Genomic DNA, 13,428 nt, shown 5'->3' with positions numbered 1-13,428 from the left:
GTTTCCTTTGCTAGCTGCGGATGAGAGGGAGGGGCGCGCCTATTCGAGGTTGGCGTGCCGGGGCCACAGGTCTTCGGCGGAGGTGCCGTCGGCCTTCCAGAGGGTGTGGAACGTGGCGTCGAGGACCAGGAGCAGTGCCTGCTCGAAGAGACTGCCGGAGTACTGGCGGGATGCGGTGCCGCGATGGTCCGTCTTCTGCGCAGCGGGGATGACCACCACGTGGTGGGCGAGGCCCGCGAGCTTCGACTCGCCGTCGGTGGTCAGCGCCACGACGCGTGCCTCCACGGACACTGCCGTCTCGGCGGCGGCCACTGCACCGGCGGTGGTACCGGAGCCCGAAGCGACGATCAGGAGGTCACCGGAGGCGATGGCCGGCGTCGTCGTCTCGCCCACCACGTGCACCGTGAGTCCGAGGTGCATGAGGCGCATCGCGTGCATCCGCAGGGCGAGACCGCTACGGCCTCCCCCGGTGACGAACACGCGCCGGGCCCGCTGGATCTCGGTAGCCAGCGCTGCGACCTGGTCCTCCTGCAGTCCGTCCGCCGCTCCGGCGAGCTCGTCCTGGATCAGTCGGAGGCCGGCTGCAACCGACGGTGTATCCGATGTTTTCGTCACGGGTGGTGCTCCTGCCTGTGGGGATTGGTCCGGACTCCAGTCCATCACTCCCCCGGAGCGTCCCAGCGCGCAAGACCTACCCCGCTGGACCTAGTTTTCGCAGGGCTAGCCTGGACCGTGGTCTGTGCCACAGCGGCGGACCGGTCAGGCAGGTGCAGGGGACGACGTCGTCATTCCGGCCAGGCGCGCGAGCGCCGCTTCACTGCTGGATCCCGGCGCCCCGTAGTAGGTGCAGACGCTCTGGTCCGCCTCCCCCGGAACCAGGAGGGTCTGGTAGTGCAGCACGAACTCCCCACCGACCGGGTGGTTGAAGCGGATCTCGCCCTGGTCCTTCTCGTGCACGTTCTGGTCGTCCCAGAACCGGGTGAACTCCGGGCAGCCCTTCCGGAGATCGGCGATGAGCTCTGCGAGCTGGCGGTCCTCCGGGAAGCGTCCGACGTCGAGGTGGAGCATCGCGGTGGTCTGCTCGCTGACTTGCTCCCAGTCCTGGTAGAGCTCGCGGGCCTTCGGGTCGAGGAGGATGAAGCGGGCGTAGTTGCGGCGCGAGGCGGGAATCGCCTCGAAGTCGGTCATCAGGGCCCTCGCCAGGCGGTTGCTGGCCAGCACGTCGGTGCGTCGTCCGAGGATGATCGCGGGAACCGACTCCATGACGGCGAGCAGGTCGTACAGCCCGGGACGCACGCGCTGGGGCTCCAGGCCCGGCGTGTGGTGTGGAGTGGGCGTGCCGCAGAGGTTCAGCAGGTGATTTCGTTCCACCGTGTCCAGGCGGAGGGCCAGGGCGATGGAATCGATGATCTCCAGCGACACCGCGCCACCGCGGCCCTGCTCGATCCGCATGTAGTAGTCCGGGCTCATCCCGGCGAGCCGGGCCACCTCCTCCCGGCGGAGCCCGGGCACGCGGCGCACCCTGCCGTCGAACGGTGCTCCGAGCTCGGTTGGGGATAGCCGTGCGCGTCGCGAGCGCAGGAAAGCGGAGATCTCTGCGGCCCGGTCCATGCCTTCCATTTTGCCGTACCCGGGACGTCGGCCGGACTCCGGCATCTATCCCGGGGCCGCTCCGGCTGTCAGTCGAGGGCGAAGTGCGTCCAGCGCCCGCCGAGCATCGTCGCCGACACGTCGAAGCTCCGCAGCTGAGCGTCGCTGGCGACGAGCGGGTCCAGCTCGGTGATCACGAGGTCGGCGACCGACCCTGTTCGGAGCGTCGCGCGCCCGTCGGTGGATGCTGCGAGGGCCACCGATGACAGCACGCGTTGCTCCGGGTGCCAGGCTTCCCGCCCGTCCCGCGCCCGGGAGACGGCAGCGGCCATCGAGACCCACGGGTCCAGCTGGGCGACGGGTGCATCCGAGCCGAGGGTGATCCTCGCCCCTGCTGCCGCCAGGCTCGCGAAGGCGAAGGCCCGGTGCGTCCGCCCGGGCCAGTAGCGGTCCGCGACGTCGCGGTCATCCATCGCGTGCTCGGGCTGGACGCTGGCCGTGATGCCCAGCCGTGCGAACCGCCCGACGTCGTCCGCGTGGACGAGCTGGGCGTGCTCGATGCTGCCGCCGCAGCCGACCTCCTCGAACGCGTCGAGTGCGAGGGTATTCGCGGCATCGCCGATCGCGTGGACCGCGGGCACGAGCCCGGCCGACGACGCGCGGCGCAGATAATCGACGAGGCCGGGCCCGTCCACGGTGGAGATCCCGTGCCCTCCGTCTGCTTCCTCGAGTCCGGGATACGGGTCGTGACAGAACGCGGTGCGGGTGTTCAGCGACCCGTCCGTGATGATCTTGAAGGGTCCCATCGTGACCAGGCCCTCGGTGCCGTCGATGACGTCCCCTGTGCGCAGGCCCCGCGCGATGACGGCGTCGAGATCCTGCGGGTACACACACGCCCGCACCCTCAGGCCGCGCGTGCCGCCGGCGACACGGTGCACCCACCGGTCGATGGACAGCGTCATCTCGAGGTCGACGATGCCGACGACGCCGCGGGCGGCCGCCGCGTCGACAGCCTCTGCCACGCAGGCGTCGAGGTGATCGTCGGGAACCGCGCTGATGCGGGTGTTGACGTCGAACGCGGCCTGTTCGCGCAGCAATCCCGTGGGATGGCCGGCGGAACCGTGGTGGGCGAGGGCCCTCGAATTGAGCCACGCAGCATGGAGGTCCTTGCTCACCAGGACAACTGGGACGTCGGCGCTGACGGCATCGAGCAGCTGTGCCGACGGTGCATCAGGCCACAACCCGTCCTGGAAGCCGTAGCCGATCAGGGGCTGTCCGGCGGGCGGTGGCGCCGCCCGCAGCCGTTCGGCCACCAGCCTTGCCACACCAGCGGCGGATGTCGCCGAGGACAGGTCGAGCCGCTGTCGCAGAAGGGCCCACTGGCCCATGTGCACGTGCGAGTCCCAGAGACCCGGTGACACCCACCGCCCATCGACCTCCACCACCCGGGCCCTGCGGGAACCGATGGATCCGCCGATCGCCGAGATGACGCCGTCCTCGACGAGGATGTCGAGCGGATCTCCCGCCGTCCCAACGAGCCGGGCGGAGCGGAGCAGGACGTCACCCGTCTCGCTCTTCATCCGTGGACGCGCCGCATCTCGCGAGCGAGGGCAGGGTTCGCGTAGTGCTCGCCGTGCTCGAGCTCGTCGACGATCCGTTCGACCACCGCGGGAGCCTTGTCCTGGCTGAGCTTCAGCCTCGCGTCGAAGCGCGTCACGCGCAGGCGGATGCCCACCGTTCCCCGGGCGACGCGGCGCGATGCCTCGGGGTCCAGGGTCAGTGAGCTGGGCTCCGGCATGACGCCCTCGAAGTGATCGACGAGCCTCCCCAGCACCCGGAAGTTCTCCTCCTCGGACAGGATCTCCGGCGTCGCGTACAGGTGGGCCGTGACGTGGTTCCAGGTCGGGATGATCTGGTCCTCGGGGTACCAGCCGGGTGAGATGTAGCCGTGCGGGCCCTGGATGATCACCAGTACCTCGTGGTTCCCGAGGTCGTGCAGCTGCTCGTCGGGGCGCCCCACATGACTGATGATGCTGATGCTGTCGTCGGACGTCTCCTCGAGCATCACCGGATAGTGGGACGCCACGAGTCCGCCGGCCGGTGAGGACACGATCGTCGCCCAGGGATTCTCGCGGACGAGTCGCTTGACCTCGCCGACGTCGGACAGGACGAAGTGTGGCGTGTGGCGCATGCTCGTCACTCTGCCACGAAACTGTTTTTTGGTTTGTTTCCATCTTGTTCAGGTTTCATTAAGTAATGAAACTTCGACGCGGAATGCATTGACCCGACGCCCGGTGCCGAGTTTGCTGGCGATACCGCCGACCCCCGTGCCGACGGATACTTCCCGCTTCAGCTCCCGTCCAGCACCGGGTTCTGCCCCCGAAACAGGAGAACGATGAGAAAGAAACTGCTCACCATGGCGGCGACCACTACGGTCGCTCTGCTTGCCCTGTCAGCGTGTTCGTCAGGAGGAAGTGAAGCCTCTGATTCCGAAGACCGCTCCATCACGATGGGTGTCACCGATCCCGGCACCCTCACGCCCGGTCGCCAGCTGGTCGCCTACGACTTCTCCATGGCCGTATTCGCTCCGCTCACGTTCCTCGAGTCGGACGGCACCCTCAATTACGTGCAGGCCGAGTCGGTCGAATCCGACGACAACACCACCTGGACGATCACGCTCAAGGACGGCTGGACCTTCCACGACGGAACTCCGGTGACGGCGCAGTCCTACGTCGACTCCTGGAACACCGTCGCCTATGGCCCGAACGCCTTCGAGAACTCCGGCCAGGTGGCGAACATCGTCGGCTATACCGACCTCAACCCCGCGGAGGGCGAGCCCGCCACGGAAGAGATGTCCGGGCTGACCGTCGTCGACGATCTCACGTTCACGGTCGAACTCATCGGCCCCGACAGCCAGTTCCCGCTGCAGCTCAGCCAGGCGCAGACCGCCATGTATCCGATGCCCCCGTCGGCGTTCGAGGACCTCGACGCCTACAACAGCCACCCGGTCGGCAATGGGCCGTTCGAGATGGTCGACGACTACGTCGAGAACGAGACCATCGTGGTCACGGCCTTCGAGGATTACGCCGGGGACGCCCCGACGACCGACCAGATCAGCTTCGTGCCCTACACGGACGAAGTGACCGCGTACACGGATGTGCAGGCCGGCAACCTCGACGTCGCCAGCGTGCCCGCCAGCCGCCTGCCTCAGGCGAGTAAGGATTTCGGGGACGCCTTCTACTCCTTCGAGGCACCCGGCATCTCCTACCTCGGCCTTCCGCTGTGGGACGAGCGATACCAGGACATCCGGGTCCGCCAGGCCATCTCGATGGCCATCGACCGAGAGACGATCAACGAGGTCATCTATGGCGGTGCCAACACGCCCGCCACCGCTTTCACGCCGGCCATCGAGCCCGGGACTCCCGAGGGCATCTGCGGGAAGTTCTGCGAGTACGACCCCGAGGCTGCGGCCGCCCTGCTCGACGAGGCGGGTGGCTTCGAGGGCACCATGGAGATCTCCTTCCCCGGCGGCGGCGGACTGGACGAGTTCTACAACGCCATAGCGAACAATCTCCGCCAGAACCTCGGCATCGATGCCTCGGCGGTGCCGAGCGCTGACTGGGCCGAGTTCTCGGACAACCGGACCGCCGGTACCATCGACGGACCGTTCTTCTCCCGCTGGGGCGCCCTGTACCCGAGCCAGCAGGCAACGATGCGTCCGTTCTTCGTCGAGAACGGTGGCTGCGCCAACTGCATCCCCTGGTACGACCCCGAGGTGAAAGCTGCGATCGACACCGCCGACGCCGAGGCCACCGAGGACGGCGAAGCCTACGCCGCCGTGCAGGAACTGATTCTTGCCGAGTTCCCCGCACCGCCCCTCTTCTTCGAAACCTATTCGTACGTGGTCTCGGACAAGGTGAGTGAGCTGGTGACGTCCCCCGTCGGGAACCCGCGACTGACGCACATCGAGCTCGCAGGCTAGTGGAACCGGGCCGCCGGATTCCCGTGGATCCGGCGGCCCGCCACCGAGCTGCACCCGTTCGATCAGGGAGGAACGTCCCCGCATGACCAGTACCGCCACCAGCACCCGAACGGCCGACGTCGTCACCGGCTCGATCGGCGACATCCTCGACCGGGCCACCAGAATGGCACCCCTGCATGACTTCCCCTGCGTCGACGACCTCCTGGCCCGCTTCGACGCCATCGCCGTTGCGCATCCCGGACGCGTCACCCGACGCCGCATCGGAACCTCCCGGGCTGGTGACCCGATCCACGACTACGCCGTCGGCACCGGCTCCGCACACATCCTGGTGTACGCAGGGGTGCACCCCAATGAACCCATCGGTTTCCACACCATCGAGCGGTTGGCAGAGGATCTCACCGCCGACGACGCCCTGCTCGCCGCGGTCGACGCAACCTGGCATCTGATCCCGTGCATCGATCCCGACGGAACGCGGCTCAACGAGGGATGGTTCGGCGCGCCGTCGAGCCGTTCGCACTACGCCCGCAACTTCTACCGCCCGGCACCGCAGGAGCAGGTCGAGTGGTCGTTCCCCCTCAGCTACAAGAAGGCGTATTTCGATCGGTCGATGCCGGAGACGCAGGCACTCATGCGCCTGATCGACGAGACGCGACCCGCGCTGCTCGTCGGGTTGCACAATGCGGAGCTAGGGGGCGTCTACTACTATCTGGGGCGCGACATCGCGGGAGCCGTCGCAGACCTCCACGCCATCCCTGAGGCTCTCGGTCTCCCCCTCGACGCAGGCGAACCCGAATCCGCCGATCTCACGGCGCTCGCGCCTGCGGTGTTCCTGGCCCCCCTCGCAACAGAACACTACGACTACCTCGAATCGCTCGGCCTCGATCCCGTGGCGGAGGTGGGCGGGGGCGGGTCGGCCGACTATGCGCGCCGCTACGGGTCGGTCACCTTCGTGGCCGAGTTGCCGTACTGGACCCATCCCGACGCCTTCGACACGCGCCCGGGCGGCACCGATTACGCAGCTGTCCTCCGGAAGAAGGCTGCCGGTCTCGGTGACCTCAGCCGCGTGCTGCAGCACGCGTTGTCGTCGGCGCTGCCGCACCTCGTGCTCGACTCACCGTTTCTCCGGGCCTCGCGCGCGTTCATCCCCATGATGGCGGGAGTCGGTGACGCCGAGGCCCGCAGGGCCGAGCTTCCCGAGAGTTCACGCATGGCCACCACGGCCGAGGTCTTCACCAATGAGGACACGGTGCGCTGCTTCCGCCTGCGCTTCGGCGGGATGCTCCTGCGTGCCATCGATGCCGAGGTCAACGCCGGCGTCGCCCCAGCCGAGTTGCGCCTCATCGGCACGGAGCTGGCCCGGGTCTACGACGGGTGGATCGCGGAGTCCGAATCCGTACCGGGCATCACCGTGCTGCCGATCGAGAAACTGGTGGGCGTGCAATACGCCTCGACGCTCGCCGTCGCGGCCCGGCTCCTGGCGGAGGACGCTTCATGACCCGCTACATCGGCCGGCGCTTCATCGAACTCGCGATCGTGTTCATCGGGGTCACGTTCATCATCTACGCGATGGTGTTCACGCTCCCCGGGGACCCGATCGCAGCGCTCGGAGGCGACCGTCCGCTGCCCGAGAACGTACAGGCGCAACTACGCGCCGAGTACCACCTGGATGAACCCGTGTGGTTGCAATACCTGCGCTACATCGGGGGGCTGTTCACCGGGGACCTCGGCACCACGTTCGACGGCCGGCCCGTGGGCGACCGGATGGCCGCGCGATGGCCCATCACCATCACGCTCGCCCTGACCGCCTTCGCGATCGAGGTCGTCGTGGGCGTGATCCTCGGCCTCGTCTCCGGCCTGCGCAACGGCGGCATCCTCGATCGCACCCTGCTGATCGGCACGATCCTCGCGACCTCGGTACCGGTTTTCGTCCTCGGCGTCTCTGCCCAGCTGGTCTTCGGACTGCAACTCGGCTGGTTCCCCATCGCCGGGGCCGGAGCCGGATGGCCGACGGCGTACCTGCTGCCGGCTACCGTGATCGCGCTGTTCGGGCTCGCCAGCGTCACGCGGCTCATGCGGGGCAGCGTCGTCGACACCCTGCGGTCGGACTTCGTCAGGACCCTCACCGCCAAGGGGATGCCGCGCCGCAACGTCGTCGGCGTCCATGTCATGCGCAACTCGGTGACCCCGGTGCTGACGTTCCTCGCGATCGACCTCGGCTACCTCCTCGGCGGGACCGTCGTCATCGAGGCCATCTTCAACCTGCCCGGCATCGGAGCTCTCCTGTTCGACGCCATCCGGACACACGAGGGGCCGACGGTCGTCGGCGTGGCGACCGCACTCATCCTCATCTTCCTGATGACCAGCGTCGTCGTCGATCTCATCAACTCCCTCCTCGACCCCAGGATCCGCCATGAGTGAGCAACTCGCGTCCCAGCAGGCACCCCTCGTCACCCCCGGCGACCGAAGCGTCTGGACCACCCTCCGCAAGCGGCCTCTCTTCTGGATCTGCTCAGCGGCATTGGGCGTGCTCGCGGTCATCGCCGTTCTGCCCGGCCCGATCGCGGGACTGTTCGGACAGCCCGACCCCCGAGCGTGCGACCTGTCCCGTAGCGCGCAGGAACCCAGCCCCACCCATGTCTTCGGCACCGACCTCCAGGGGTGCGACATCTTCGCGAACGTGGTCCACGGGACCCAGACCTCACTCTTCATCGGCCTGCTCACCACCATCCTGTGCCTGGTCATCGCGATGGTGCTGGGAACGATCGCCGGCTACTACGGAGGCGTCGCCGACCGGATCGTCTCGCGGCTCACCGATGTGTTCCTCGGGTTCCCGTTCCTGCTCGGAGCGATCGTGGTCCTCAACAGTGCGGGCACGCGCTCGGCCCTCACCGTCTCCCTCGTGCTCGCGTTCTTCTCGTGGCCTACGCTCTCGCGGCTGGTGCGCAGTTCCGTGCGGACCGTACGTGGGGCGGAGTACGTGCAGGCTGCGTCGGCGATGGGACTGACCGACCGTCGTATCCTGCTCGGACATGTCGTGCCCAATTCGCTCGGGCCGGTGCTCGCCATCGCCACCACCATGGTGGGCTCCGTCATCGTCGCCGAGTCGACGCTGACGTTCCTCGGCGTGGGCCTGCGTCAACCCTCGATCTCCTGGGGACTGCAGCTCTCCACGGCGCAGTCGTACTTCCAGAGCGACCCCCACCTGCTCGTCTTCCCGAGCCTGTTCCTCACCGTCACGGTGTTGAGCCTCATCACGCTGGGCGACATCCTTCGGGACGCCCTCGACCCGAAGGGACGTTCATGACCATCACCGCAACGGACCGGACCGCCGTCCTCATTCGCATCGCCCCCTACCTCGAGAGCTGGATCGCCTTCCAGGGCGCCTTCCGGGGAGCGGTGGGGGTCCAGGCGGCGATGCGGGTCGACGACGACGTCGTGCTGAACTATGCCTGGGGAACCGCGGACGTCGACACCGGGGAAACGCTCACCCCCGGACACCTGTTCCGCATCGCCTCGCACTCGAAGACCATGACGGCCACGGCGGTGCTGCAGCTCGTCGAGCAGGGCTTCCTCCGGCTCGACGACGCCGTCGTCACCTGGGTCCCGGAACTGGCGGAGACCCGCCTCGCCACGGTCACCCTGCGCGCCCTGCTCGGTCACAACGCAGGCGTGATCCGTGACGGCGTCGACAACGACTTCTGGCAGCGCGGCGGGGAGTTCCTCGACCGGGAGGCCCTGCTCGAAGAGTCGCGGCTCAACGGAGCCGTGTACGAGACGGACGAGTACTTCAAGTACTCGAACGTCGGCTACTCCCTGCTGGGGCTCGCCATCGAGGCCGCGAGCGGGCTGCCGTACAACGACTACGTGCGTGTGAACATCGTCGACCGACTGCGCCTCGTCGATTCCGGGCCGGAGTACGACGCCGACCGCGCCGCCGAGTACGCGGCCGGGCACACGGGTCTCACGCAAGCCGATGACCGGCGCTGGCGGATCGGACACGTCGACACCCGCGCGATGGCGGCCGCGACCGGCTGGTTCTCGACCGCCGCCGAACTGACGAGCTATGGCGCCGCGCACTGGTTCGGCAACGAAACCCTCGTGTCGGATTCCTCGAAACGGTTGCTGCAGCGCGAGGAGACCATCGTCAAGGTCCGCGGACGGGAACTCGGCCGCTACGGGCTGGGCTTCGAGATTCGCACCGTGGGAGAGCGCAAGCTCGTCGGGCACAGCGGTGGCTACCCCGGTCATATCACGCGCACCTGGATCGACCCGGACGACGCGTTCGTGCTCAGCGTGCTCACCAATTCGGTCGACGGACCCGCCGATTCCCTCGCGACCGGCCTGCTGCAGATCATCGAGATCGCCCTCTCCCCCACCACGGCGGCCCAGGCGCACGACCCGGCGGTCCTCGCGCGGTATACCGGCCGCTTCGCCAACATGTGGGGCGTCACCGACATCGTGGAACTCGGCGGGCATCTTGTCTCGATCAACCCCCGGTCCCCCGAGCCGGCCCTCGCCCACCAGTTCCTCGACGTCGTCGGTGACGACGAGCTCCTCGCCGAACGCATCCCGGGCTTCGGTGCGACGGGTGAGCCCGCATACTTCACGCGCGATGGGGCGGGGCGGATCCTGTCCGTAGCCCTGGGCGGGATGACGCTCTGGCCGATCGACACCTACCGCGCGGCGCTCGCGACGGGACGCCCTGTCGACACGCTTGGCAAGATGTCCCTATGACAGACAAGCAGAGCGGTTCGCGGTCCTTCTCGGGCGAGCTGGACGACAAAACCCGGACCTTCATCGAGGACTTCGCCTCCTCATGGGAACTCGCGAACAACGCCCGCATGGAGGGCCGCGTCCTCGGTCTGCTCATGATCGTGGACGAGCCCTACCTGTCATCCGCGCAGATCGGCCAGCTCCTGCAGGCGAGTACCGGCGCGGTATCGATGGCCACCCGCTCGCTCGTGATCGTCGGCTTCCTCAAGCGGCACAACATCCCCGGGGATCGTGCCCACTACTTCCGGGTCGAGGACGACGTGTGGGGCACGTTCCTCAGTGGCGAGCGCGAGTACCTGCGCCGGATGAAGGGCGCGATCACCGGCGGCCTCGGGATCCTTGACAGCGAAGCGGCCAGCCCGCGCACGCGGCTGCGCAACGCCGAGCGCTACATGACCTGGCTCGAGGGGTACCACCGCAAGATGCTCCTCGACTGGGAGGCGTACCGCGATGCCCATGAGAACGACCACACGACAACGAGGGACGAAACGCCATGACAACTCCCGTGCTCACCGTCCGGAACCTCGCCATCGATTTCCTCGTGGGGGGAGATCGTGTGCCGGCCGTGCACGTCGTCGACTTCGACCTCCATGCCGGTGAGGTGCTCGCCATCGTCGGTGAGTCGGGTTCGGGAAAGAGCGTGACCTCCCTGGCCGTGCTCGGGCTGCTCCCCGGCAATGCGCGCGCATCCGGCGAGATTCTCGTCGACGGCCAGAACGTTCTCGGCGCCTCCGAGAAGGTGTTGTCCGGGATCCGGGGCCGGAAGGTCTCGATGATCTTCCAGGACCCGTCGAACGCGCTCGACCCGGTCTTCACCGTCGGATACCAGATCCTGGAGATGCTGAAGCGCCATCGCCCACAGCTGACCGCAGCTCAGCGTCGCGAACGTGCCGTGGAGCTGCTGCGGATGGTGGAGCTGCCCGATCCCGAGGACCGGCTCGACTACTACCCGCACCAGCTGTCCGGTGGGCAGGCGCAGCGCATCATGATCGCCATGGCTCTCGCGTGTGACCCGGAGGTCCTCATCGCCGACGAACCGACGACGGCGCTCGACGTCACCGTGCAGCGGGAGATCCTCGACGTCCTGCGGAGGCTGCAGCAGCGCACCGCCGCGGCGATCCTTCTCATCACGCACGACATGGGCGTCGTGGCGGACCTTGCAGACCGGGTCGTCGTCATGCGGCGGGGACGGGTCGAGGAGACCGCGCCCGTCCAGCGCATCTTCGAATCCCCCGAGGCGGAGTACACGAAGGCCTTGCTCGCGGCGGTCCCACGGCTCGGATCCGCCCACCGAGCATCGACAGCTGTACCTCACGAACGTCCGGTTCTCGAGATCGCCGATCTGGTGGTGGAGTACCGCAATCGACGCGGGCGTGCGATGCGCGCGGTCGACGGCGTCTCCATGGACATCCGCGCTGGGGAGATGATCGCTCTCGTCGGCGAATCGGGCTCAGGCAAGTCGACGATCGGCAAGAGCGCGCCCGGCCTCGCCCCGCTGACCGAAGGTCATATCGTCATCGATGGTGTCGATCTGGCCACAGCGTCGCGCTCCCAGGCGCGAGCGCTCAAGAAGCGCATCGGCGTGGTGTTCCAGAACCCTACTGCCGCGCTCGACCCCCGACGGACTATCGGCCAGTCGATCGGCGAACCCATCCGGGTCCACGAACGCCTGCGCGGTGGCGCACTTTCTGCGCGTGTCGATCGCCTGCTCGAGGCTGTCGAGCTGCCTGCCTCGTGGGCTGGGCGCTACCCGCACGAGCTCTCGGGTGGCCAGCGCCAGCGCATAGCGATAGCCCGCGCGGTATCGCTCGAGCCGATGCTGCTCATTGCAGATGAGCCGACCTCGGCGCTGGATGTCTCAGTGCAAGCGACAGTGCTCGAGTTGCTGCGCACCATCCAAGGCAATCTCCGTTTCGCCTGCCTGTTCATCAGTCACGACCTCGCGGTCGTGGACGAGCTCTGCGACCGCGTGGTGGTGCTGCATCGCGGAAAAATCGTCGAGCAGGGTGACCGCCACACAGTATTGACTGCCCCCGAGCATCCCTATACCCAACGCCTGCTCGCGGCCGCTCCCGTTCCGGATCCTGTGGAGCAGGCACGTCGGCGTCATGAGTCGGTCGCCGCGCTGTAGACCGACGGCGCACTCCCCTCCGCTAGCCTGAGGCAATGAAACCCCTGGCAGATCTTCCCCCGTACATCTATGGCACCACGCGGCTCGGGCACGACGACGTCCCCCGCGAGCAGCAGGCCTCCATGGCGCGTACGGCGATCGACGCCGGTCTCTGGCTGCACACGTCACGGCAGTACGACCACGCGCTCGAGGTACTCGGAGCCGCCTTCGCCGAAGATCCCGGCAGGGTCCCGCCGGTCATCGTGAAGCTGGGCGGCGGAACGGCCGAGGATGTCCGCGCCACGATCGCCGAGAACAGCGAGCCGCTCGGCATCAGCTCCATCGACATCGGCCAGCTCAGCGGCGTCGGCGCTTTCGCGGACGACATGGCCACGGGCGGGCCGATCCTCGCCGACCTGCAGCGCATCAAGGAGGACGGCCTCGTGGGGCGGTTCGTCCTCGAGGTCTTCCCCTGGACGTCGGATGCACCGATCCAGGCGCTGCGGGCCGGGCACCTCGACGGGCTGATCGACGGCTACATCTTCTACCTCAACCCGCTGCAGCGGTTCGCGTCCAACGAGCTCTGGGACGAACTGTTGGCGCAGGACAAGGCCATCATCTCGATGCGCACGGTGGCCGGTGCCCCCGTCCACGACCTGCGCGACGTCCCGGGTGCTGCGTGGAAGCCCTATCTTCAGGAACGCGCCGTCGAGGTCGCACCCATCTTCGAGCGCTCCGGCGTCGCGAGCTGGGCCGAGTTCTGCATGCGCTTCGCGCACAGCACCCCGCAGGTGGTCAGCACTGTCGGGTCTGCCAGTCGTGAGGAGAACCTGCGGGAACTGCTCGCCTGCAGCCAGGCGCTCGAGCCGCTGCCGCAGGACATCGTGTCCGAACTTTTCGCGCTCCAGCGGCGTTGGTCTGACGAGACAGACATCCACGCGGAGGACTGGAGCATGTAGCGGAACCACAGCGG

Annotated in this window: 12 protein-coding genes; 8 read left to right on the top strand and 4 right to left on the bottom strand. The window is 67.7% G+C overall.

Annotated elements, in window-relative coordinates:
* Window positions 1-39: 39 nt before the first annotated feature.
* The 4 genes from hxlB to ACIQCY_RS06085 all read right to left on the bottom strand — a co-directional run bounded on the left by hxlB (window position 40) and on the right by ACIQCY_RS06085 (window position 3,781).
* The gene (gene hxlB, locus ACIQCY_RS06100) at window positions 40-660 is read right to left on the bottom strand and encodes a 6-phospho-3-hexuloisomerase (RefSeq protein WP_400482998.1); all 621 of its coding nucleotides are present in this window, start codon (window positions 658-660) and stop codon (window positions 40-42) included.
* 99 nt (window positions 661-759) lie between these two features.
* The gene (locus ACIQCY_RS06095; RefSeq protein WP_400482997.1) at window positions 760-1,611 is read right to left on the bottom strand and encodes a helix-turn-helix transcriptional regulator; all 852 of its coding nucleotides are present in this window, start codon (window positions 1,609-1,611) and stop codon (window positions 760-762) included.
* A 68-nt stretch (window positions 1,612-1,679) separates the two neighbouring features.
* Window positions 1,680-3,170 (bottom strand): amidohydrolase, encoded by a 1,491-nt coding sequence (locus ACIQCY_RS06090; protein WP_400482996.1) that lies wholly within the window; start codon window positions 3,168-3,170, stop codon window positions 1,680-1,682.
* Window positions 3,167-3,781, bottom strand: coding sequence for an FMN-binding negative transcriptional regulator (locus ACIQCY_RS06085; RefSeq protein WP_400482995.1), 615 nt, complete (start codon window positions 3,779-3,781; stop codon window positions 3,167-3,169). The genes ACIQCY_RS06090 and ACIQCY_RS06085 overlap by 4 nt, the downstream gene beginning before the upstream one ends.
* Before the next feature lie 204 nt (window positions 3,782-3,985).
* On the opposite strand from ACIQCY_RS06085, the gene ACIQCY_RS06080 reads away from it, so the two are divergent.
* The 8 genes from ACIQCY_RS06080 (at window position 3,986) to ACIQCY_RS06045 (ending at window position 13,414) form a co-directional block, all read left to right on the top strand.
* Entirely contained in the window at window positions 3,986-5,572 is a 1,587-nt protein-coding gene (locus ACIQCY_RS06080) for an ABC transporter substrate-binding protein (protein WP_400482994.1), read from the top strand.
* Between the two features lie 82 nt (window positions 5,573-5,654).
* Window positions 5,655-7,067, top strand: a complete 1,413-nt coding sequence (locus ACIQCY_RS06075) for a M14 family zinc carboxypeptidase (protein WP_400482993.1) — start codon at window positions 5,655-5,657, stop codon at window positions 7,065-7,067.
* A complete protein-coding gene (locus ACIQCY_RS06070) occupies window positions 7,064-7,990 on the top strand; it encodes an ABC transporter permease (protein ID WP_208739888.1) in 927 nt (308 codons plus the stop codon). Before ACIQCY_RS06075 ends, ACIQCY_RS06070 begins: the two co-directional genes overlap by 4 nt.
* On the top strand, window positions 7,983-8,876 hold the full coding sequence (locus ACIQCY_RS06065) for an ABC transporter permease (protein WP_208739886.1): 894 nt from the start codon (window positions 7,983-7,985) through the stop codon (window positions 8,874-8,876). Before ACIQCY_RS06070 ends, ACIQCY_RS06065 begins: the two co-directional genes overlap by 8 nt.
* Window positions 8,873-10,306, top strand: a complete 1,434-nt coding sequence (locus ACIQCY_RS06060; RefSeq protein ID WP_400482992.1) for a serine hydrolase domain-containing protein — start codon at window positions 8,873-8,875, stop codon at window positions 10,304-10,306. The genes ACIQCY_RS06065 and ACIQCY_RS06060 overlap by 4 nt, the downstream gene beginning before the upstream one ends.
* Entirely contained in the window at window positions 10,303-10,842 is a 540-nt protein-coding gene (locus tag ACIQCY_RS06055) for a GbsR/MarR family transcriptional regulator (RefSeq protein WP_400482991.1), read from the top strand. The genes ACIQCY_RS06060 and ACIQCY_RS06055 overlap by 4 nt, the downstream gene beginning before the upstream one ends.
* Window positions 10,839-12,476: a dipeptide ABC transporter ATP-binding protein gene (locus tag ACIQCY_RS06050; RefSeq protein ID WP_400482990.1), complete on the top strand. Its 1,638-nt coding sequence runs from the start codon at window positions 10,839-10,841 to the stop codon at window positions 12,474-12,476. Before ACIQCY_RS06055 ends, ACIQCY_RS06050 begins: the two co-directional genes overlap by 4 nt.
* A 35-nt stretch (window positions 12,477-12,511) precedes the next feature.
* A complete protein-coding gene (locus ACIQCY_RS06045; RefSeq protein ID WP_400482989.1) occupies window positions 12,512-13,414 on the top strand; it encodes an aldo/keto reductase in 903 nt (300 codons plus the stop codon).
* Window positions 13,415-13,428: the final 14 nt, after the last annotated feature.

Source organism: Arthrobacter sp. NPDC092385 (assembly GCF_044755105.1).
Taxonomy (GTDB): domain Bacteria; phylum Actinomycetota; class Actinomycetes; order Actinomycetales; family Micrococcaceae; genus Arthrobacter_D.
Note: the sequence above shows the minus strand (reverse complement) of the source record. Positions and strands in the feature narration are given on the sequence as shown.

What these genes read in the sequence shown, in the direction of transcription:
- hxlB (WP_400482998.1), bottom strand. Translation starts at nt 660, where the DNA reads ATGGACTGGAGTCCGGACCAATCCCCACAGGCAGGAGCACCACCCGTG.
- ACIQCY_RS06095 (WP_400482997.1), bottom strand. Translation starts at nt 1,611, where the DNA reads ATGGACCGGGCCGCAGAGATCTCCGCTTTCCTGCGCTCGCGACGCGCA.
- ACIQCY_RS06090 (WP_400482996.1), bottom strand. Translation starts at nt 3,170, where the DNA reads ATGAAGAGCGAGACGGGTGACGTCCTGCTCCGCTCCGCCCGGCTCGTT.
- ACIQCY_RS06085 (WP_400482995.1), bottom strand. Translation starts at nt 3,781, where the DNA reads ATGCGCCACACGCCACACTTCGTCCTGTCCGACGTCGGCGAGGTCAAG.
- ACIQCY_RS06080 (WP_400482994.1), top strand. Translation starts at nt 3,986, where the DNA reads ATGAGAAAGAAACTGCTCACCATGGCGGCGACCACTACGGTCGCTCTG.
- ACIQCY_RS06075 (WP_400482993.1), top strand. Translation starts at nt 5,655, where the DNA reads ATGACCAGTACCGCCACCAGCACCCGAACGGCCGACGTCGTCACCGGC.
- ACIQCY_RS06070 (WP_208739888.1), top strand. Translation starts at nt 7,064, where the DNA reads ATGACCCGCTACATCGGCCGGCGCTTCATCGAACTCGCGATCGTGTTC.
- ACIQCY_RS06065 (WP_208739886.1), top strand. Translation starts at nt 7,983, where the DNA reads ATGAGTGAGCAACTCGCGTCCCAGCAGGCACCCCTCGTCACCCCCGGC.
- ACIQCY_RS06060 (WP_400482992.1), top strand. Translation starts at nt 8,873, where the DNA reads ATGACCATCACCGCAACGGACCGGACCGCCGTCCTCATTCGCATCGCC.
- ACIQCY_RS06055 (WP_400482991.1), top strand. Translation starts at nt 10,303, where the DNA reads ATGACAGACAAGCAGAGCGGTTCGCGGTCCTTCTCGGGCGAGCTGGAC.
- ACIQCY_RS06050 (WP_400482990.1), top strand. Translation starts at nt 10,839, where the DNA reads ATGACAACTCCCGTGCTCACCGTCCGGAACCTCGCCATCGATTTCCTC.
- ACIQCY_RS06045 (WP_400482989.1), top strand. Translation starts at nt 12,512, where the DNA reads ATGAAACCCCTGGCAGATCTTCCCCCGTACATCTATGGCACCACGCGG.